Source organism: Bradyrhizobium sp. USDA 4341 (genome assembly GCF_054063755.1).
The window spans coordinates 4,322,822-4,342,398 of sequence record NZ_JBSSGO010000002.1; the positions used below are offsets into that span (position 1 = coordinate 4,322,822).

The following is a 19,577-nucleotide window of genomic DNA, read 5'->3' on the forward strand; positions in this document are numbered from 1 at the left end:
TCGTTACCAATCGAGCTTCACTTTTAGATTTGCCTTGCCAGTGCCCTTGGCCAGAAGCGCGGTCAGCGAACCAGTTTCCAAGCCAATCTCAAGCCCGAATTCCATGCTGGCTGATTTCGGCTTGAGGTCCACAATCGCGTCCCTCACCACTTCAGCGATGCCAGCGATCTTCTCTTTCAAATCAGAAAGGTTGATTTCCTTGCCCGCAATGTCTTCTTCGCGGTCGAGGAGTTGCACTTCGGCATAGATTATGGCGCCGTTAGGAAGCTTGATCTTCAAGATCTCAGTCGGGAGGTCGGTGTCCAAGGCTCTGCTCCTGTCAAAAAGTATCGTCCAGCATAATTTTGGTTTCCGATGCGGACAAGCCGACCGACGAGCGGACTTCGTTCAGGAAATTAGATTTCCCATGTCAACGAGCTGCGCCGCGAACTGAATTTGCCGCGACAAGCACGCTAGCGGCGATAGGCCCGAAATCCCACGACTTGACGAAGGCCAACTTGTCGCTTGGATCATACCCCTGCAATAGATCGCCAATATCATACAGCCGGTCGGGCTTTCCGTAGTCGGGCAGTTCGCCAGCCATCGATGTCGGCCTTCAAAAATGAACGTGCCGAGAATAATCATTTTGAACGATGGATTGCAATAATGACGTTCTAGCTAAAGTCGAGACTTTGATCGAAAATAATAATCGCCTGAATGGAGAGCCAGTGATGAGCGTTCGATTTCCTTTCTTGAAAAGTTGGATGACACTGGTTTTCACTATTTTTGCTTTCGACGCTTGGGCATGGGGTGAGGAGGGCCATTCGATCGTCGCCGAGATCGCTCAACGACGGCTCTCTCAGAACGCTGCCCAGGCCATAACCCAAATCCTTCGAGCCAGTCCTAACGCGACGCCATATTCGACTCCCTCGCTGGCATCGATTTCAACGTGGGCCGATGAGGTTCGCTACGACGGAGGGAAGCCGAACGGCACCTACAACTGGCACTTCGTCGACATTCCAAGGCAGGATACGCATTACGATCCCGCGGCGGAGTGCCCGAAGGAAAAGCCCGAGCAAGGCGATTGCGTCATCAACGAATTGTCACGCTTGAGGAACGAGCTGCGTTGCACCGCCCGCGATCAGCAGCTTCGCGCTCTCAAATTCGCCGTCCACTTCGTAGGCGACATCCACCAGCCCTTCCACACGATCTGGGAGAATATAGGAGGCAACGGGATCACGTTCGCGACCGACAAACTGCAGTTCAAGGGAAAGACGTGCTCGGCCGACAAATGCTCGACGCCGCCCGACAATCTCCACAAGATGTGGGATACAACCCTGATCCGTGCGATGGAGTATAATTGGCCAACCTTCGTCGACGATTTAGAATCGGGTTGGTTGACAACCGATGCAGCCAAGAACGATATCAAAGATGACCCGGTCGCATGGGCCGAAGACGCCCACAATGCGGCGATCGCCTTCAACGTCTGGGTAGATGCCGGTGCTACCCTCGATCAGGCCTACTATGATCGAGTCACGCCGCTTATCAACCAACAACTCGGCTTCGCCGGCATTCGGCTTGCGCGATATCTGAACGATGTCTTCAGCTCTTCGCAGTGCCCTTACACAAGGCGTCAGTGATGCCGCGCTATTGGCGATCGGGAGATCAAGATGTCGGAGGTCCCTAGCTGCGATACGCCACTGGAACTGACTTCGCTGGGACAGCCATTACCGCGGCTCCCGGAAGCGCTCCGAGGGACAGGTGACACTAGTATCGTCGCCGTTGGCTCGTCCTCGACCTTCGGGAAGGGAGCAAGCCCCGGCAACGGGTACGTGAACAAGCTCGGGACAGCACTCGCCGGCCGTTTTCCGGGTCGCAAGATCAATATGCACAACGCCGGCGTGAACGGCGACGAAGCGCCAAATGAAGCCGCCCGGTTCAAGAAGGATGTTATGTCGTTGAGTCCAACCTTGGTGATTTGGCAGGTCGGCACCAATGCGGCTTGGAAGGACTATTTTCTGGACGACGTCGGAGCGGCCATTCTCCGGGGCTTCGATCATCTGGCACAGGCCAAGACCGATCTCGTCCTAATGAATCTCCAGTACGCCCCTGCGTTGCTCCAACAAGACGAGACGCCGACAACCAGCTACGCAAGAGATGCTTCGCATCGTGGAGATGATAGCGGCGGAGCATGATGTAGCGCTATTCCGCCGTTTCGAGATCATGCGATATTGGCACGTCGAACGCGGTATCCGGATGGACGAGATGATCAGCAATTTCGACGGCAAGTGGCTTTATCAGAACGATTGGAGCTACAATTGCATAGCTCAAGCCCTTTGCGCCGGCTTGGCGGAAGCGACTGCCCCGGACTAAGCCAAAGCGTCGCCACCGCCGCTGGATTTTCGTCAACGCGGCGTGCGATCGTTGGGCGATTAGCCGGCTACCCTCCGAGCGGCCCAGTCTTCTCAATGTCCTCCGGGATCTCCTGTCGGAGCTTCGGTCCTTGACTGAGCCGTCGCCCGAGCGCTGCAACGAAATTGTCCCACCGCGCACCCCCCTGCGCTCTCGCCGCCTTAACGGCGGGCTCGGGGAGTGGCGGTGTCGTCGTGAGCCAGAACCGGACGAATAATGCCAACGTCTCGACCGAGATCCCCACGTCGCGCTCAAGCCGTGCGATGCGGCGATCGACTTGATCGAGGCGCTTGGCAATCGCTGCTTCCCGCCGCTCGTCAGCGTCCGGTGACAGGAAGGACGCGATCGCGGCTTCGGCGATAAGCGACATCGATTGCTCACGACGAGCCGCGTAGGCCGACAGCGCCTTCATGACGTCAGGATCGAGATACACAGACATCTGGGCTTTCTTCTTTGGCGCGGTCATGTCTGCCTTACAGTCCGAGATCGTCGCCCGGATCGAGCGATGCCTGGCGCGCGACGCTCTGCATCATGTCGTTTAGGCGCCCGATCCGCGGGGTATCTTCCTCGAGTTCGTCCGCAAATTCCGAGGCGAGCTCGTTATCGAGGGGCCCTCTGCTATCCACGGCGTCACGAGCAAGTTCCGGCTGCTGCCGGCGGTCAGCCGTCTTTGGGTCCTCTGCGTCGGATTCATCGTCCGCCGAAGCCGGTACCGCTGCCGGGCGCGGCGGCAGTGGCCGCGAACTCCAGTCGTCCGGGCGGCTGTCGTTCGACTTGGTTAGTGGCGGCGGCGCCAGGATGCGCTCTTGGAAGCGTCGATCCTCGTAATAGCGCGCCTTCTTGGCTCGGATCGGGTGGAGGCCCGACATCATGACAATCTCGTCAGATGGCGGTAGCTGCATCATCTCGCCGGGTGTGAGCAGCGGGCGTGCGGTCTCCGACCGTGACACCATGAGGTGGCCGAGCCAGGGTGCCAGCCGGCTGCCAGCATAGTTCTTCATCGCCTTCATCTCAGTCGCCATGCCCAATGCGTCCGACACCCGCTTCGCCGTCCGTTCGTCGTTGGTCGCGAAGCTGACCCGGACGTGGCAGTTGTCGAGGATAGAATTGTTTGGCCCGTAGGCCTTCTCGATTTGGTTCAGCGACTGGGCGATCAGGAAGTTCTTGATGCCGTAGCCGGCCATGAAGGCGAGCGCCGACTCGAAGAAGTCGAGCCGGCCGAGCGCGGGAAATTCGTCGAGCATCAGGAGGAGCCGGCGCCGGCGGGCCTTGGCCTGAAGATCCTCGGTGAGACGGCGGCCGATCTGGTTGAGGATCAGCCGGATCAGCGGCTTCGTGCGGTTGATGTCCGACGGCGGCACGACGAGGTAAAGCGTGGTCGCTCGCTTTCCGCCAACGATGTCGGTGATCCGCCAGTCGCAGCGCCGCGTCACCTCCGCCACCACGGGGTCTCGGTAGAGGCCCAGGAAGGACATTGCAGTGCTCAGGACACCGGAGCGCTCGTTGCCGGACTTGTTCAAGAGCTCGCGCGCGGCGGAGGCGACGACGGGATGGACGCCTGCCTCGCCGAGATGCGCCGTACGCATCATCGCAGCAAGCGTCGATTCGATCGGCCGCTTGGGATCAGACAGGAAGGCGGCGACGCCGGCGAGCGTCTTGTCCTCCTCGGCATAAAGGACGTGCAGAATCGCGCCAACCAGAAGTGCGTGGCTGGTTTTCTCCCAGTGGTTCCGCTTCTCGAGGCTGCCCTCAGGGTCGACCAGAATGTCGGCGATGTTCTGGACGTCACGGACCTCCCACTCGCCATGCCGGACTTCCAGCAGCGGGTTGTAGGCCGATGACTTCGCGTTCGTGGGATCGAACAGAAGGACCCGGCCATGCTGGGCGCGGAAGCCCGCGGTGAGCTGCCAGTTCTCGCCTTTGATATCGTGGACGATCGCAGATCCTGGCCAGGTCAGCAGCGAGGGGATGACGAGCCCGACGCCCTTGCCGCTCCGGGTCGGCGCGAAGCACAGGACATGCTCCGGTCCATCATGGCGGAGATAGGCGCGCCCGAACCGGCCGAGAACCACGCCGTCGGGCCCCAGCAGGCCAGCCTGCGCGATCTCCTTGACCTCGGCCCACCGCGCGGAGCCATAGGTCTCTGCATTATTAACTTCACGGGCGCGCCAGACCGACATGCCAATCGCGACCAGCGCGGCGACAAGGCCGCCAGAAGCTGCGATATAGGCGCCTTCGAGGAAGATATGTGGCGCATAGGCATCGTACGCAAACCACCACCAGAAGAAAGCGGGCGGCAGGTAGAGCGGAAAACCGAGCAGTTCGAACCAAGGTTGCCCAAGTTGAGGTTGGAAGCCGAGCCGCCAGGCCGTCCATTCCGTCGCGATCCAGATCGTCAGCAGGACGATCGCCAAGATCGTGATGACCTGTCCCCAAAGAATCTTGGTCGCGGACATGGCAGCAGCCCTTTCCTTGAATTCGGTGAGTAAGAGATGGCTCACCGGCCAAGCCCCCGGCTGCGTCCAAAACCCCAATCGACACCACCGTCATCGCGGGCGACGCCGGAGACGCGGCGACCGAGCTGCTTTTCGAGCGAAGGCGTCCAGGGCACGAGCTGGAAACCGAGACCGTCGTCGATCATGGCGAAGCGGCCAGAGGCGAGCGCGAAGCGCCGTCGATAGGTGCCGGCAACATATTCGCCGGTGGCCGACGGATTGAACGGCTGGCCTGTCTCGGCGGCGAGCTGCGCACCGAGAGTCTCTAACTCCCGGCGGCGCAGCGTCCCGATCAGGTTCTTCGCAAACACCAATCCACGCGCCTGGCGCTCGGCAAGACCCTGCTCGATGAGTTGCTCGGCCCGCCGTTCCATGGCTTGCCGGACCTCGGCGCCGAAGCCGGCCTGGCCAAGTGCCACCGGATCGCGCGCCACCGCTTGCCGGTCAAGCCATGTCGCGCCGCTTGCCGCCACCTGCGCTTCGATCGACAGATCAGAGCGGACGGCCAGCGCCACGCGGCGCCGGCCTTGCGCGTCATCGAATTTGCGGAGCTCGACAATCGAGCCCGGCGCGCTGTCGCCGGCAGCGTCAAGGTCAGGTAGCCTAATGTGGTGGGTGCGGCCGTCGACACCATCGACCACGGCATAGGTGGTTGCCTTGAGCTCATCGTCGAGACCGCGATCGACGAGGCGTCCTATGACAGGCACGTCGAGGCTTTCGCTTGATAGCACGTAACTCGCGGTTCCGCGCTCGATGCCACGCTCAGTGAGACTGTGGTGGATGCGTTTGATGATGTCGCCACGATCACCGAGCTCGCGCAGCGTCGTCTCAGCGGCCTCGTCCATGACCCATTGGCCTGGCCCGAGTTGATGGGCAAGGCTGAGGCTCTCCAGACGCCGCAGCCGGCCGACCTTCAACGTATGGAACTGATCCGGCTGCTGCGTCGGATCGGGCGCAAGATCGATGACACCGTGACGACCTGCGTCGCGAACAAGCTGGCGATCGAGCTGTGTCCAGCGTTCAGCATCGACCTGGTGCTCGAGCGAGCGGCGAATGTCGAGATCGGAGCGCAGTCCCAGTTCTTGGGTGACCAAGTCCTGTGCGCGGGCACGCATCCCCTCCTTGATGTAGGCGCGGGAAATGACGAGGTCCCGGCCATCCTCAGCGACGCCGCGCACGAGGATGTGGACGTGCGGATGCTGGGTATTCCAGTGATCCACGGCAACCCAATCGAGCTTGGTGCCGAGGTCCTTCTCAATCTGCCCGACCAGCTCGCGGGCAAAACCCTTGAGGTCGGCCATCTCGGCTGCGTCTTCGGGCGACACAATGAAGCGGAAATGGTGCCTATCGCGCTCGCAGCGCTCGGCAAAGACCTTGGGATCGGTATCATCGGTCTCAGGGCCGAACAGGTGAGCCTTCTCCCCGTCCCGGGTCACGCCCTCCCGCCGGAGATAGCCGAGGTGCGCCGCGAGCGGCGCCGAGCGCGCCTTATGACGGACCACCCGGGTCTTGATCGTGACCAGACGCGAGCGGCTGGTGAGCAGACGGCTCGCCCGTACGCTGGCAACCCGCCCACGGCCGAAGTGTGAATGGCGATGGTTGGCGAGGCGGCCGGCGCGCGCAACGCCGCCGCCAGCGCGCTGAGCGGCCGCGAGCGCCTGGGCGATGAAGGGCTTTGCCCGTTGACTCCGTGAGGAGCGGATGCGGCCAGGCCGGGGCTGAAATTCCTTCTCCTCAGCCATGGCCAGCCTCGGCAATGTGCGAAAGGCAAAGTCCCTGCAATGAGTTGATGGTGAGGCGCACATTGCGTGCCGAAGCCGTACATTGCCGGATCAGCAAAATACCAAAGCAATAACAACCGACCGACCGAGCCGCACATTGCGGCCTTTTATCTCGCCATCGTTCGGTCGTTGCTTGCGCGTCTCCCTCCCCTGCTTTTTCGTCGCCGCAGGCCTGCGCTACGACACGCCTGTGCGCGACTTTGAGCCGGATCGCAGTGGAAAGCCGGCATTGCACGGCAACTATGCGATTGTCGGCGGCCTTGCTGCTCGCCGAGGAGCACCGATCTGGATTCTCATATCGGCAACGCGCTGCAGTCATTGCGATCGTCCCGGTATCGAGAGTGCGACGAACAAGCCTTCCGACTGCGGCGCAATGGCGGACAGATCGTGCACGGGAACTGCAGCCGGCCTGTCATGCGCGGGTCGATCGAGTGTCACTCGGGCGGCGGATGATGGTCCGTCAGCGCGCCCGAAAAACAGCGGCGCCCGCATCCAGGATGAATGAGAAGAGGCCGCTAGGAGAAGAGGTCCTGGTGCCCTCTCCGCATCGACAAAAGGGACGATGGCCCCGACATAGGCGACAGTCTCGGCGGGCAGTGGACGATGCCTATCGCGAAACTCCTCATATCGCCCAGGACCCGCATTGTAGGCTGCGAGAAAGCCCGGGGAGCCGTAGCGATCGTGCAACTCGCGAAGGAAGGCGGCGCCGGCGAGAATGTTGTCACGGGGATCGAAGGGATCGCGTCCGAGACCATAACGAGCGCGCATGTCCGCCCAGGTCTTGGGCATGAGTTGCATCAGGCCAAGTGCGCCTTTGGGTGAGACGGCATGCCGATCGCCATTGCTCTCGGCCCGCATAACGGCGCCAATCCATGCAGTCGGAATGCCAAAGCGCTGCGCGGCTTCCGCCACGTAAGTGGCAAAGCGGTCGCTCGTCGGTTGACCGCGCGCCGGCGCTTTCTCTGCCGACGCTGCCGGAAGCGGGCCGCCAATCACCAGTAGGCCGGTAAGGAGGAGAACTGCAAAGCCCGCCGTGGCTCCGCCATCACGGCGGAGCGTTGTGCTCATCACCAATGGTGCGCGTGGAGCGCTGGTTTGACCATTGCTGTGCGCCGCAGCCCGCGGACGGCTGCGCCGAACGTAGGGATGAGACGGCTTTGCAGCCAACAAAGGCATGGAGTTTCGATACGCCTTATCGCCGGCACGCGTGACAGGACCTCGCATGCGATCAGTCCCGCTCGGCGCGCTGAGGCTGACGATTCCAATTCAGCGTCCAGGCCGATTTGTCGTCGCCCGACTGGAAGAGGTTGGCGCGGATCGGCCGCGGCAGCGCGGGATCGTCGATGATGAGCGAAACGTAATCGCCGGCCTTTTCGCCGGTGCGCTTCCAGCCGGCCCCGATCTCCGGGCCGTCGGCATCCCCAAGGCGAATGCGGTAGTCCGGCGCGTTCTCGGCATCCGAGGATTCGGCCGGGATGAGGGTGAGAATCCGCTCGAAGAACAGCGTTTCAACGCGCCCAGTAAAGCCGGACTTGTCGCGGGTGAATTCGCCGATTTGCGCCATGGGAAACCTCCTGGGTTGGCGGGTTGGGAAGCGGGTCAATGAGTGGCGGCGCGCCAGACGAAGCTGCCGTCGCCGGCCTCGTCGGTCCAAAGCGGGACCGCGCGCGCGACGATCGAGGTGGCGGGCAGTGAGCCGAAATAGCGTCCGTCCAGGCTGTCCGGGACGGTCGGGTTCATGAGGAAGACCTCGCCTCGTTGGAGAGTGGTGCAACCGCTCCAATGCGGCAGGAGACGGCCAAGATGGTCGCGATCATGTGCAGCACCAACGTCGACATCATCGACGGTGACGATGTCGCCGGACCGGCACACCGTCTGCCCGGGCAGCGCCATCACGTGCTTGAGCAGCGGCACACTTTTGGGAAGAAAGCCGCCATCGGCGAAGAAGCTCGCGACCGGTTCCGGGAGCCGCACCGCGACCAGTTCCAAGATGCGCAGCTCTCCAACCGGATGCAGCACGTAGAGCCCTACGGGCGTGCTTGCAGTGGTGTTCCAGATCAGCCGCGGCGTGGGATGAAGGAACGCCAGGGCACTGGCGACCAGCGCCGCAATGTACGTCAACATGAGATAGCCGAAGCGGGTCATGGCGTGACGCTCCGGCGCTTGAGCCAGGCGACATGTTGCTCGCGCGTGTAGGCGCGCGGCTCATGACCGGCGGTGAGGCGGTTGTGGAGATGTCGCCAATATTCGGGCGCGGCGTCAGCCGGATCGATGACGAGCGCCTCGATGGCGTCGACCGCTTGCAACACCCGCTCGACCATCGGCCAGCTATCGACGCGCAGCAGGATCTCGCCGCCGGGCCGGACGAATGGAAGCGTCTGATAGCGCTGACCCGCCTCCACGGCGCGCACGATGTCCATACGCGACACCACGGTGCCGTAGTCATTCGATGCCCAGCGAACGAAGCCGAAAATGCTCCCAGGCTGAAAGCTCGAAATGCTGCGGCGGCGGTCGAGGATCTTCTCTTCAGTGCGACGGCCGAAGCGCAGCCAGTGCTCAATCCTCTTCTCGATCCAGGTCAGTTCCACATGGGTGAGCGCAACGGCGCGTCGATGCGACGGCGGCACGGCACGCGGCGGCAGAGCCTCATTGTCGTTCATGACGGCTCTCCAGTGTCCGCGGGGAACTCTCTGGCCAGCAACTCGCGCAGCATGTCGGCAACGGTGACGCCGCGTTGGAAGGCCGCGACCTTGATGCGGCCGCGCAACGCCGGCGTGACGTCGATGGTCAAACGCGCGGTGAACTCCGATGCGTCAACCATGCGACGTGACGGCACTTCGCTGGCCTTGATCCAGCGTTCGGCATCGCCCGGCCGTAACGCGAATTCGCGTTTCGTGGAGCGTTCGCTCATGGCGCGAGCCTCGCGACTTCGGCGGCGAGCGCGGCGACCTCGCGGGCGGCGGGATTCTGGTCAGCGAACTCGAAGACGAGCCGGCCGGATTGCGCGGCATCAGCGAAGACGACACGTTGGCCGATAGTGCTGACGAGCACCGGCGGATCGTGATCGGCAAGCGCCTCGGCTGTCTGGCGAGCGATGATCGAGCGCGCGGCGCAGCGATTGAGCACAAAGCGAGCTGCGAGCTGCGGACGATAGATGCGGGCCTCGCGCAGCAGGGCCAACATCTCCGCCGAGGCCCAGCCGTCGAACGGCGATGGTTGCACGGGTATCAGCACCAGGTCAGCGGCCAGCAGCGCCGATCGCATTAATCCCGCGAAGCGCGGCGGTCCGTCAATGACGACGTGATCGGCGCTGCGCGCGATCTCCGGCGCCTCGCGATGTAGCGTGTCGCGAGCCAGGCCAACGACACCGAACAACCCCGCGACGTTCTCCCGCACCCGTTGCTGTGACCAGTCTAGTGCCGAGCCCTGAGGGTCGGCATCGATCAGTGTCACACGCTTCCCGCGTAGCGCCCATTCTCCGGCGAGATGCAAGGCGAGCGTCGTCTTGCCGACCCCGCCCTTCTGGTTGAGCAGTGAGACAATCATCGCTTGCCTCCCGTCTTGTGGTGGAGAGGCGGGAAAGATTGTTGGCTTGACGCTTTGGTTGGCAGCTCAACGCGCGCGTCAGCGTTATTCGCAACACGCACCGGCCCACTACAACAGTTAGACTCTAGGTTAGACTCTAAGTTAGATTCTACTACGTGCGTGCGAAGTCCCGATGGAGCTGCGTGCGGAGTCCCGATGCCGTTTGCGTGCGGAGTCCCGACCGCTTCCACAGCTTCATCCACAGGGGCAGTGGACAACTTCGGCAGAATTCGCAGCAGCTCGCGGCGGCCCTCTCGTTCGATGTGCAAGCTGTAGCCGGGGAGTGGTTGGCGTGCAGCGATAAGCCGGATCTGCAAAGCGAAATCGGAGACTCGCACCAGGCTTCCGGATTTCTTGTGGAGGTGCGCGATCTCGAACAGCCATCCTCTCGGCTGGCGGCCGGCATGCTTGCGCGCGACGCGGTAAAGCCAGCGCTCGATGCCGCCGGTCAGGCTGAAGTACGCCGGATCGATCGTGAGAACGAGGGAGCGATCGATGACGCCGCGGTAGAACCAGTCGGGAAGGACGAATTCCATGCCTTCGACGCGACCGTCGGCCCTCGCGCATTCCTCCCACTCGTTGATCCAGGAGAATTGGTGGCGCCGCCAATGCTCGCCGTGCCGGATGCTGGTTTGGATGACGGTGGCCTGGAGGCGGGCCAGCGCCCCTTTCAAGAGCCTGTAGTCGCGCGCCCCCGTCTGTCGCCCGACTGCGATCAGAAGCTGGTAGGGCGTGAAGCGCAGGAAGCGCGAGGTCTTCAGGCCGAGGTTCTCAGCCTCGACAATCTGGCTGGCCGCCCAAATCAGAACGTCGGCGTCCCAGATCGTCGCCATACCGTGCTCGGGAACCGCATAGACTTCGACGCTGACGTCGCCGGCCTGGTAGAGAATGGGCTTCGTGCGCTTGGCTTTGGCGAGCGAGAAGAAGGGCCGCTCCATCAGATCGCGCTGATCGCGCGGACTGGCATCGCCGGTGGCGACAATGAACGGGTCGAGCTTGCTTCGCTCGCTGGGCACAATGAGGCGACGCGACGACATGGGCGAGCGCTGCCTTAGCGATGCGCATTGCCCGCGGCGCGGGCCTCGACGTAGCGAGGATCCGATGTTGACGTGCAAGCGGCCTGATCGGCCCAGGCTTCGAGATCGCCGATCGCGTAGACGACGCGGCCGCCGAGCTTGCGGAAGGTCGGGCCGTTGCCATGGCAGCGGTATTTCTCCAGCGTGCGCGGCGAGAGACCGAGGAGGCGCGCGGCCTCGGGGGTGCGCACGTAGCGGGTAGCGAGTTGCGCGGGCCTGTCGAGCATGGGAGATCTCCGTCTTGCCTCGAAGCGCCGCGGCCAAGTCGCGGCATGTCGGGGCCATGGTGGCGGAGAGTTCAGGCGTTGGGGGTGGACGAAAACATTTGCAGCTGCGTGTCCCCCCGCGTTCGCAATCAGGCGAACGGAGGCGCCCCCAACGGGGTGCAGATGAAAGCCATTAGGGCGGGATGCTGGGAGGATCGACCAGCCAAAGGCCGCGCAGGAGCCTCAGATAGCCCCGCTCGACCAAGCCGATCGATTCATGAATCAGGCGGTTTGCCTTGCGGCGGGCATGCGAATCCTTCCACTCGACCGACCGACGTTGTGCGTGATCGGACGCGAGCACCTTCGCCGCTACCTCTCGTGGGCCGCCACCAAGGTCGAGGACGTCGAAGGTGTGAAGGAGCTGAATCAATCGCCGCTTCTGCAATCGTGTCAGCCGCAGGGACGCTGGCAGAAGGTCCATAGGCTGGCCGCGAAGGCGGCGAACGAACCGCAGCGCGACGTCGAGCCGCAGCTCGGCCATACCGTCAATCGGCACAAGCACAGCGGGACGTCGCGCGGCCTGCTCGTCGGGCAAGCGGACGTGAATTTCGCCCAATCCGTCGGCGATCACCAGCTCACGGCCATCGGCATCGATCCGCTCGACGAGCGATCGCCCAAGGACGTTACGATCAACGGGCGTATCGATGTCGAAGCCGGAAGGCGCCGGCTCGATGATCAGCGTTGACGGTGATACCTGAGGCAACCATAGGGATGGGTCAGGCCCAACCGGCAAACCTGGGTCATGGGCGAAACCTCAATCCCCATCGACGTGCGAACGTGGCACGGACGCCCTCAGGATCAATGCCGCCGCGCGCGATCTGGCGCTGTGTATGGGCAAAGTCACGACGGTAATCGGCATTGCGACGAAGGAACTCGAGGGCGAAGCCCGGACGTTCCAGGCTATTCAACCGCTCAATCGTCTCCGGCGCGCGCCAATACTGCGTGGGCATGGTGTGTCCTCTTGCTTCTCACTTTCCGCGCTCCCCAGCGAAGGCCACGGCAGGATGGGAAAAGAGGGGTCGCTAGACTAGACCCTGAAGTTGCATCACGCACGATCGCAACCTACCTGACGGAGCCTGATCACTGCATCCGCGGTTGCAACAAATGCCGATATCCGCCGTCCACCAGCCATCGCGCGCGGGCCAAATGGCTGTCATGGACGATTTTGGCGCGATCGGGTTCGCGCACGGGATCAAGACCGAAGAGCACTTCAACAACTTCACGCCAGTCGGCGCCCTCTTCTTCGGCCATTAACAACCGCACGTAGATTGCAAGATGATTCTCGTCGTAAGCGTTCACACGATCGGTTTGTGGCGGCTGATCCTGGAATGGTAGTTTGTTCATTGCGATCGGCTCCCCTCAGCACCAAGCAATTCCACACGTTCATTGGACGGCAGGAACTTTGCAAGCCGCCAAATGCCACAGGATCTACAACTGATGCGTAGGCTGCATCACGACGTACCTGCAATGGGCAAACGACGTCCCGTCAGGGTTCATAAATAGCACGTCGATTTACGAATCGGAACGATCGTTCCTGGAACGATCGTGCCGATGTTAGTTCCCTCCCCGCCATGGATCTCAAGGAGGTCATGGCGATCAATTTGCGTCGGATACGCCATATGAAGGAGATGACGCAGGAAGAGCTGGCCGATAGCGCCGGACTAAGTGTCCGTTATGTCGGCGCGATCGAACGCGCCGATGTCTCGGCCAGCGTGACGGTGCTCGGCCGAATCGCGAAGGCACTAGGCGTCGAAGCAACCGATTTGATTAAACGAACGGTGGCTCATCCTCATCGGGCCCGCTGACAGAGCATATTTGGTGCTGCGTCGTCGCCCTGGGCAGATTAGGAACCAACTCCGCGCTGCGTCACACGTAGGTAGATAGGCAGCTCCCGCCAAATCTGCTCTGTTCCCAATGACGCTTGCCCACCCAAAGGACTAGCGGCATGGTTGGAGAATGGAGTAGCCAATATGACGTTATACGAGCACTTGCCAGCCGACATCCGCGAAGTCGTGGACGCTTATGTGGCGGACCTCAGGTCCCAACCTTGGCGAGTTCGCTTTCTCTTGCTGATTGATCTCCTTCAAGAGAAATTGGAGATCGGGCCCGCCGCTGAGCACTGGCGTCTGCTCCAACAATGGACCGGCATAGTGACGGCGATCTTGGAACACTTGCCGCCTGACAGTTCGGTCGTCGAATGCCTGGGGTTGATGAGCGTCAGCGTCAACGACCAATGGCGCGCTCAGTCGCTCGGTCAGATCGAACGGGATCCCACCGTGCTCGATCGTTTGGTCGCGATTTGCCCCGACTGGGGCGACATCGTCGAAACCATTTTGGAGGCTATTCAAAGACGGCCGATCAAGGCGGGACAGGTCCGCCGCCGCTGATCGGAACGATCCGCCATGCGCGACGTCTGCACGGCCAACTTTTGATCTGAAAGATGCCCCGCCCGGGCGAGCCGGGCGAGGCGTTGCGGGCCGGCTCAGTCGCCGTTCCGACGGCTGGGACGAGACCAGATCAGGCTGAAGCCTTCACCTTCTTCATCGGCGAAGAGGTTCGCGAAGATCGGAGCCGTGAAGCTCGGATCGTCAAGCTTGAGGCCGAGATAATCGCGCCCCTCGTTGGACCGTTTGGACCAGGCGGCTCCGATCTCCACACGGCCGACATAGATCCGGTGGCTGGGCGCGTTGTCGCCCGAGCGGCTGGTTTCGGGGACGATGCGGACGTTCTTGGCCTGGAGCGAGAGGGTGACGATTTCGCCGTTGAACTCGTTGTTGCCGGTCTTCTTGAAGGTGCCGATGGTCGCCATGGTAGTTCTCCTTGATCTCTGTTCTTCGAGCCCGCACCGTGCGGCCTCGATGGTGATCGACAGGCCGGAGGCGATCGACGGCGCACCCCGAAGGGGCTGGACAGCAAAGGAGGAACTTTCTTGTTTCGCGAGGAATGACGGCGCAGCCGGCAGGGGAAGAAAGTTGTGACGCCGCTGTTGCGCCATAGGCGGTCGAGGCTTTAGCCGTCGTTCGGCCAGATCCATCCATCGAAGAGGCCGTTTGGTGCGCTCGATCCGAACGGAGCTTACATCAAGGAGAACGCGGGGATTTTCGACCGCACCGAGAAGCCGCCGAGTAAGTTCGATGGTGACAGGCGCCCCTCTCCTTCAGCAACGGACGGATTTGGCGTACGTAATCGCGCCTCGGCCGGATGCCACGTTCACATCCGGTATCGGTCAGATCCTTGAGACGTGGCCGCTTGGTCTATGCCTCCATGGGGACGGTGACGAAGCTGGCCTTTGCGATGATGGGGCGAGCTTCGACGGTCAGGCCGCTCTCATTCAAACTTCGACGATGAGGACCGCTAGCATTGCGGATATCTGATCCGGTCACCGCTCGTCAATGTAGCGCGCTGAGGGACCGTTACCACTACCCGGCAGGTCCGGGTGCAGTCATTCCGGTGATGCGGACGAATATCGCGATGCTGCCAGCGATGGCGCCCGCGACCGCAAAGATCGTCTGCCAGATCGGTGAAGGCATTGCCATCAGCGCGATTCCATGCGTGACACTGTAACCGGCGACGGTGGCAGGTGCGACATAGAGGAAGACGATCAGCATTCGAAACCAGGTCCACGGCGCATAAGCGAGCGCAAGCCGGCCGATGCCGAAGGTCCCGCCGCCCGCGACGAGGCCCAAGGCAGCGCAGCCGAGTGCACCTGCGCCGGTATGGAAGGCCCAGATGCTGGTCGTGATGCCGACGAAAAACGGGAACGCAAAGACAGCAAGGGTGAACAGCAGCCAGCAAAAAAAGCCAATGCCGGTGATGACGAGCAGCGGTCCGAAGATGATCATGGCGGTGGGCTCCGCGAGATAGAGGTCTAACGGTCGCGCCTTCCACCACCACCACGGCGCGTGTACGAGTATAGCGGGAAGCGACCGTGATCGGGAGCGGAAATCCCGTGGAGTTACCGCCCGATCGACGCGATGCGTGGCTTCATCGCTCGAAAGGATCGAGTTCGCGCTTATGCGCAGGTCGGCATAACCACGCGCGGCAAGATCAGCCGGGGATATGACAGAAGTGGATCGATCAATCTGGTTGCGCGCCAGAATAATTCATCTGCCAGGGCGAAGAATGAGAGAACAAATTGTTGATGGGTCGCCGACAGCCGCTCCTACAGTTTCCGCTTTGGATGATTCGGCGTGTCGGCGCAGGCCCTGATGCTGCCATCTATCGATGCAACTAGTATTTGCTCTTTGGAGAGATTGCTATGGCAAAACCGCCTCAAATCGCCCTCACGCCGTTCTTCCGCCCTCGCGATGAAGACGCTGATGAGCAACAGATGTACGTGGCGGGATTCGTCGATGAGGAGGATGAGGCGTGGGGCACGCTGATCCCACTGGAGGCGGAGATGGTCGAGCAAGCCGTTATGAGGCATCAGACATTCGTGGTTTGGTGCAACTCCGACGGCCGCATCCAGCCGCAGCCCGATAGCGACGGGTTGTTTGAACACCTGCTCGAGAAAGGTCAATTGAAGGAGAGGCCTCTCGACGAACTCGTTGCCGAGGCTATCGAAGAAGGCAGGAATGAACCTAATGATGAGATTCTCGACATGTTTGAGACTCTGTATGAGCGGCTGGTGCGCGCCACAAGCGCAGTCGCTGACGAGATTGCGCGGCGTAGGCGATGAAATCCAGGCGCGCGAGCGCTAAGTGAAAGAGAATCTGGGCTGCTTTTGGTACCTGGCCGAGTGACGGATATTCCTACCACAGAGGACCAAGTAGGACGGCCTCAATCCTCATCAGATTGATCACACGTCATGGCGGCTCGCGCCGGCTTCATTTGGATCGAGCGTCACCGCCAACTTATGGGGGTATACGGAATTCGACGGCGATTTAGTTCTTCCTCAAGGCGCAACAGCTTCTCGTTTCGCGGTTTCGCCCAGCAGACGATGTTTGCTGCCTAGGCGCACATCGGCCGCAACTTGCTGTCGAATATTTTCGTAGAGCTTAAGGACGCTCGTGTCACTTAAATCCTGGATGGCCATCGACATCTCCTCAAAGACATTCACGAAATAAAATGGAGACGCAGATGAGATCGCGGCTCCCCGGGAAATAGCTCAATGGGACGCAATGTAGTCCAGCCCCGGCGCCGACCTTAGAGTGCCTCGTTCATTGAGGTCTGTGGAGCGTCAATGGCGCTTGCGTTTGCTAAAGCAGTATTAACGTTGCCTGTTCACCACACGGCTCAGCCTCGCTACTTAGACTGCCCGGACGCTCTTAGACTGTCTCGGACGGCAAAGTTGCCGTCCTTCGGTGCGGATTCGCTGTTTAGTCGTTTGTGCATTTCCTTGCTGGCCTTGAAGAGTGGAAAGCGCTTCTCGTCGACCCGCACGAGTGCGCCTGTGCGCGGATTCTTGCTGATGCGAGCCCGCCGTTGCTTGGCAGAGAACACTCCGAAACCACGAAGCTCAACCCGATCGCCGCGCGCGAGCGCAGCGACGATCTCGCCCAGGATTGTATTTACAATGTTCTCGACGTCACGCTGATAAAGGCGCGGATTTCGCCCGGCGATACGCGCAACGAGTTCGGACCTGATCATTGGCACTGGCGTCCACAGAACTTGCGGGTGACCATTTCTCGAAAGCGCTAGCGCCTGTCAAGCAGCAGCAGACGTCGCGACACTCAGACTTGGCCAAGCGCAAGTTTGCTGAAGATGTCGAGCATTTGACGTTTGTCATCGTTCGGTAGCGCTAGCATTCGCACCTGCCGGTCGCCTGCAACCGCTTGAACTCGAAGGGCTTAATCGAGAGCGATATCGACCTGGCCTTCTATGCGCGCTCTGCACGCATCGTCGTCGCCGGCGCGCAGGACTAAATGGGGCCAATCGCCGATTTCAGGCCGTCCGCCGCCTTGCCGCGTTAGCGATTGAAGCCGAAGGGCGGAAACACGACAACGTCGTGGTTCCGGCGCAGCCGAAAGCGCGGCCCGCAGGGAAATGCAGGAGTATGACGCACTCGACGGCGGTCGCCCTTGCGACTTATGTGGCCTGTTCTGATATGTTCTGTAGAGCAGTTGCGAATCTTGCGGCAGCTGATTTCGCGACTACATCCGTGGCGTCGAGGTCATCATGATTGCTTGAGCCCAACAGGCGAAACGAGACACCGGCATGGGAGAGATCAATATCCCCCGCGATCAACAAGATGCCCTCGCGACGATTGACACCGACGAACTGAACACGGTTATCGACCGTGCGCTCAGCGGGGAACGATTGGGTGATCTGCACTGTCTCCCTCTCGCGAGTTGCGGACCCTACATTGTAAGAAAGCTCCATTACTTCGAACAGGCATGGGCGGAGCACCGCCAGGCCAAGGCGCCAGGAAAGCGCGCAAAAACAGCAGACGCGCTCCGACGCGCGGGCAGTGAGCTATCCTTCGCGGTTGACGCTATGAAGCGCAGAACGGAAACGGAACAAAAGGAAGGCCAGCTCTTCTATATTGATGACCAAATCATGCCGCCTCACCATTTCGACAACCGCCTGAGTGTAAGAGTGAGCTATCGGTGGCGCCGGACTGTTGATGACGAGTGGACGCTCGGCAGCATAACCTTCGTCCATGACGTGGATCTACGTCCCGACTATAAGATCCCCGTCCCCAAGCGGAAGCCGAGCGCTGCCAAACGGGAGCAGGATCGACAGACCAAGCTGTATCAAACGTGGGAGCACCTGATGAGAGGAGCGCTCTACTCGGTGAGGGACTATTTCGGGGAAGGTGGTAACGGAGACACGATCCCAAAAACATTCCAGGCAACGGTCGATTCCCACACTCGCGACCTGAACAATTACAGCACTCAGTTCTGGCGCCAGCAACCTTGAATTCTTCCGCCTATCGGGAGGATTGAAGGCGGAAGATGGCGGCGCCTAAGCGCCGCCTGTTCCAAACCGCCAGACCGGGATGCCGAGCTTATTCGCCTTGTCGGCGAGATTGTCCTGAATGCCTGTACCCGGGAAGTGCATCACCCCAATTGGTAGCTCGTTGAGCATCGCATCGTTGCGCTTGAACGGCGCGGCCTTGGCGTGCTTCGTCCAGTCGGGCCTGAAGGCGATCTGCGGGACCTTGCGGTTGTCGGCCCACTTGGCGGCGATCAGCTCGGCGCCTTTGGGCGATCCACCGTGCAGCAGGACCATATCGGGATGCTTGGTATGCACCCGGTCTAGCTTGGCCCAGATCAACCCGTGATCATTGAAGTCGAGCCCACCGGTCAATGCCACTTTCGGTCCTGCAGGCAGAAGCACCTGGTTGTCGGCGCGCTTCTTCGTGGCCAAAAAATCGCGGCTGTCGATCATCGCGGAGGTCAGATTGCGGTGGTTGACCTTCGACCCGATGCGCGGCCGCCATACGGAATGGGTGTGGCGTTCGAACTCGTCGGCGGCCTGATCGCGCATCAGCTCGAAGGCGTTGCGTCGCTCGATCAGCGTCTGCCCTTCCGCCGTCAGTCGCTCCAGCTCGACGGATTTGATTTCGCTGCCGTCCTGCTCACGCTGTGATCGCCGTTGCGCCAACTCATTGTCGTCGAGTTCGCGCTCGATCCGGTCGATGGCGCGGTGGAAGACGTTGACCGTCGACCAGAGCAGGTCCTCGAGGTCGGGTTCGAGGCGGGTGTCGGACAGCGCCACCACGAGGGCGTCGAAGATATCGGAGATGCTGCCGACGAGGATTTGTGCTTCGGGAAGCGGCCGGGGATCGGGCTCGTCCTGGAAAGGCCGGTAGCCATGGAGTTGGAGTTCCTGGAGAACCTGGTCGGTTGGGGATGAGTGTTGCTGCGGCTCGAAATCGTCGTCATGGTCGGTGGTCATTGCGGCTTTCCTTCGTCGGATTGGGCGCGCCCATCGCGGCCTTCATGGCGACGAAAGGCGGCGGGCGGAACGGACTTGCACCCGCAGCGAAGCGAAGGGCCGAAGCGGAGCGGAGGACCGAAGGTGGCCGACTATTTTGCC

27 protein-coding genes are annotated in these 19,577 nt (G+C 61.4%); 6 read left to right on the forward strand and 21 right to left on the reverse strand.

Features of this window, described 5'->3' with window-relative positions:
• Window positions 1-3 precede the first annotated feature (3 nt).
• On the reverse strand, window positions 4-306 hold the full coding sequence (locus tag ACVIGB_RS26475; RefSeq protein WP_456720423.1) for a CU044_2847 family protein: 303 nt from the start codon (window positions 304-306) through the stop codon (window positions 4-6).
• A 103-nt stretch (window positions 307-409) separates the two neighbouring features.
• The gene (locus tag ACVIGB_RS26480) at window positions 410-583 is read right to left on the reverse strand and encodes a hypothetical protein (protein ID WP_456720422.1); all 174 of its coding nucleotides are present in this window, start codon (window positions 581-583) and stop codon (window positions 410-412) included.
• Window positions 584-710: 127 nt separating this feature from the next.
• On the opposite strand from ACVIGB_RS26480, the gene ACVIGB_RS26485 reads away from it, so the two are divergent.
• The gene (locus ACVIGB_RS26485; RefSeq protein ID WP_456720421.1) at window positions 711-1,619 is read left to right on the forward strand and encodes a S1/P1 nuclease; all 909 of its coding nucleotides are present in this window, start codon (window positions 711-713) and stop codon (window positions 1,617-1,619) included.
• 30 nt (window positions 1,620-1,649) lie between these two features.
• Window positions 1,650-2,174: an SGNH/GDSL hydrolase family protein gene (locus ACVIGB_RS26490; protein ID WP_456720420.1), complete on the forward strand. Its 525-nt coding sequence runs from the start codon at window positions 1,650-1,652 to the stop codon at window positions 2,172-2,174.
• 245 nt (window positions 2,175-2,419) lie between these two features.
• On the opposite strand, the gene ACVIGB_RS26495 is transcribed toward ACVIGB_RS26490, so the two are convergent.
• The 14 genes from ACVIGB_RS26495 to ACVIGB_RS26560 form a co-directional block, all read right to left on the reverse strand.
• Window positions 2,420-2,857: a CopG family transcriptional regulator gene (locus ACVIGB_RS26495; RefSeq protein WP_456720419.1), complete on the reverse strand. Its 438-nt coding sequence runs from the start codon at window positions 2,855-2,857 to the stop codon at window positions 2,420-2,422.
• A 7-nt stretch (window positions 2,858-2,864) separates the two neighbouring features.
• Window positions 2,865-4,847: a conjugal transfer protein TraG gene (locus tag ACVIGB_RS26500; protein WP_456720418.1), complete on the reverse strand. Its 1,983-nt coding sequence runs from the start codon at window positions 4,845-4,847 to the stop codon at window positions 2,865-2,867.
• A gap of 41 nt (window positions 4,848-4,888) precedes the next feature.
• On the reverse strand, window positions 4,889-6,628 hold the full coding sequence (locus ACVIGB_RS26505) for a relaxase/mobilization nuclease domain-containing protein (protein ID WP_456720417.1): 1,740 nt from the start codon (window positions 6,626-6,628) through the stop codon (window positions 4,889-4,891).
• Window positions 6,629-6,982: 354 nt separating this feature from the next.
• Window positions 6,983-7,735: a lytic transglycosylase domain-containing protein gene (locus ACVIGB_RS26510; protein WP_456725072.1), complete on the reverse strand. Its 753-nt coding sequence runs from the start codon at window positions 7,733-7,735 to the stop codon at window positions 6,983-6,985.
• A gap of 160 nt (window positions 7,736-7,895) precedes the next feature.
• The gene (locus tag ACVIGB_RS26515) at window positions 7,896-8,231 is read right to left on the reverse strand and encodes a DUF736 domain-containing protein (protein WP_456720416.1); all 336 of its coding nucleotides are present in this window, start codon (window positions 8,229-8,231) and stop codon (window positions 7,896-7,898) included.
• A 35-nt stretch (window positions 8,232-8,266) separates the two neighbouring features.
• On the reverse strand, window positions 8,267-8,812 hold the full coding sequence (locus ACVIGB_RS26520) for a S26 family signal peptidase (RefSeq protein WP_456720415.1): 546 nt from the start codon (window positions 8,810-8,812) through the stop codon (window positions 8,267-8,269).
• On the reverse strand, window positions 8,809-9,327 hold the full coding sequence (locus ACVIGB_RS26525; protein WP_456720414.1) for a DUF2840 domain-containing protein: 519 nt from the start codon (window positions 9,325-9,327) through the stop codon (window positions 8,809-8,811). Before ACVIGB_RS26525 ends, ACVIGB_RS26520 begins: the two co-directional genes overlap by 4 nt.
• On the reverse strand, window positions 9,324-9,578 hold the full coding sequence (locus ACVIGB_RS26530) for a hypothetical protein (protein ID WP_456720413.1): 255 nt from the start codon (window positions 9,576-9,578) through the stop codon (window positions 9,324-9,326). The genes ACVIGB_RS26525 and ACVIGB_RS26530 overlap by 4 nt, the downstream gene beginning before the upstream one ends.
• Window positions 9,575-10,213, reverse strand: coding sequence for a ParA family partition ATPase (parA, locus tag ACVIGB_RS26535; protein WP_456720412.1), 639 nt, complete (start codon window positions 10,211-10,213; stop codon window positions 9,575-9,577). The genes ACVIGB_RS26530 and parA overlap by 4 nt, the downstream gene beginning before the upstream one ends.
• On the reverse strand, window positions 10,210-11,289 hold the full coding sequence (locus ACVIGB_RS26540) for a replication initiator protein A (RefSeq protein WP_456720411.1): 1,080 nt from the start codon (window positions 11,287-11,289) through the stop codon (window positions 10,210-10,212). The genes parA and ACVIGB_RS26540 overlap by 4 nt, the downstream gene beginning before the upstream one ends.
• Window positions 11,290-11,303: 14 nt before the next feature.
• Window positions 11,304-11,555 (reverse strand): helix-turn-helix transcriptional regulator, encoded by a 252-nt coding sequence (locus ACVIGB_RS26545; protein ID WP_456720410.1) that lies wholly within the window; start codon window positions 11,553-11,555, stop codon window positions 11,304-11,306.
• A 172-nt stretch (window positions 11,556-11,727) separates the two neighbouring features.
• Window positions 11,728-12,327 (reverse strand): DUF2285 domain-containing protein, encoded by a 600-nt coding sequence (locus ACVIGB_RS26550; protein WP_456749238.1) that lies wholly within the window; start codon window positions 12,325-12,327, stop codon window positions 11,728-11,730.
• Between the two features lie 7 nt (window positions 12,328-12,334).
• Window positions 12,335-12,544 (reverse strand): transcriptional regulator domain-containing protein, encoded by a 210-nt coding sequence (locus ACVIGB_RS26555; protein ID WP_456720408.1) that lies wholly within the window; start codon window positions 12,542-12,544, stop codon window positions 12,335-12,337.
• Window positions 12,545-12,674: 130 nt separating this feature from the next.
• On the reverse strand, window positions 12,675-12,938 hold the full coding sequence (locus tag ACVIGB_RS26560) for a DNA -binding domain-containing protein (RefSeq protein WP_456720407.1): 264 nt from the start codon (window positions 12,936-12,938) through the stop codon (window positions 12,675-12,677).
• A 227-nt stretch (window positions 12,939-13,165) separates the two neighbouring features.
• Here ACVIGB_RS26560 and ACVIGB_RS26565 point away from each other — a divergent pair, with 227 nt between their 5' ends.
• Window positions 13,166-13,399, forward strand: coding sequence for a helix-turn-helix domain-containing protein (locus tag ACVIGB_RS26565; RefSeq protein ID WP_456720406.1), 234 nt, complete (start codon window positions 13,166-13,168; stop codon window positions 13,397-13,399).
• 165 nt (window positions 13,400-13,564) lie between these two features.
• Window positions 13,565-13,981: a hypothetical protein gene (locus tag ACVIGB_RS26570; RefSeq protein WP_456720405.1), complete on the forward strand. Its 417-nt coding sequence runs from the start codon at window positions 13,565-13,567 to the stop codon at window positions 13,979-13,981.
• Window positions 13,982-14,076: 95 nt separating this feature from the next.
• On the opposite strand, the gene ACVIGB_RS26575 is transcribed toward ACVIGB_RS26570, so the two are convergent.
• On the reverse strand, window positions 14,077-14,403 hold the full coding sequence (locus ACVIGB_RS26575) for a DUF736 domain-containing protein (protein ID WP_456720404.1): 327 nt from the start codon (window positions 14,401-14,403) through the stop codon (window positions 14,077-14,079).
• Window positions 14,404-15,013: 610 nt separating this feature from the next.
• Window positions 15,014-15,436, reverse strand: a complete 423-nt coding sequence (locus ACVIGB_RS26580) for a hypothetical protein (RefSeq protein WP_456720403.1) — start codon at window positions 15,434-15,436, stop codon at window positions 15,014-15,016.
• Between the two features lie 416 nt (window positions 15,437-15,852).
• Between ACVIGB_RS26580 and ACVIGB_RS26585 the strand changes: the two genes are divergently transcribed.
• Window positions 15,853-16,272 (forward strand): hypothetical protein, encoded by a 420-nt coding sequence (locus ACVIGB_RS26585; RefSeq protein ID WP_456720402.1) that lies wholly within the window; start codon window positions 15,853-15,855, stop codon window positions 16,270-16,272.
• A gap of 216 nt (window positions 16,273-16,488) precedes the next feature.
• Here ACVIGB_RS26585 and ACVIGB_RS26590 read toward each other — a convergent pair whose 3' ends face one another.
• Both ACVIGB_RS26590 and ACVIGB_RS26595 read right to left on the reverse strand, forming a co-directional pair.
• A complete protein-coding gene (locus ACVIGB_RS26590) occupies window positions 16,489-16,629 on the reverse strand; it encodes a hypothetical protein (RefSeq protein WP_456720401.1) in 141 nt (46 codons plus the stop codon).
• Window positions 16,630-16,838: 209 nt separating this feature from the next.
• Window positions 16,839-17,183 (reverse strand): integration host factor subunit beta, encoded by a 345-nt coding sequence (locus ACVIGB_RS26595; RefSeq protein WP_456720400.1) that lies wholly within the window; start codon window positions 17,181-17,183, stop codon window positions 16,839-16,841.
• A 567-nt stretch (window positions 17,184-17,750) separates the two neighbouring features.
• Here ACVIGB_RS26595 and ACVIGB_RS26600 point away from each other — a divergent pair.
• Complete coding sequence (locus ACVIGB_RS26600; RefSeq protein WP_456720399.1) at window positions 17,751-18,455, forward strand: hypothetical protein; 705 nt, start codon at window positions 17,751-17,753, stop codon at window positions 18,453-18,455.
• Window positions 18,456-18,500: 45 nt separating this feature from the next.
• Here the strand turns inward: ACVIGB_RS26600 and ACVIGB_RS26605 are convergent, their stop codons facing one another.
• Entirely contained in the window at window positions 18,501-19,436 is a 936-nt protein-coding gene (locus tag ACVIGB_RS26605) for a DUF2493 domain-containing protein (protein WP_456720398.1), read from the reverse strand.
• Window positions 19,437-19,577 lie beyond the last annotated feature (141 nt).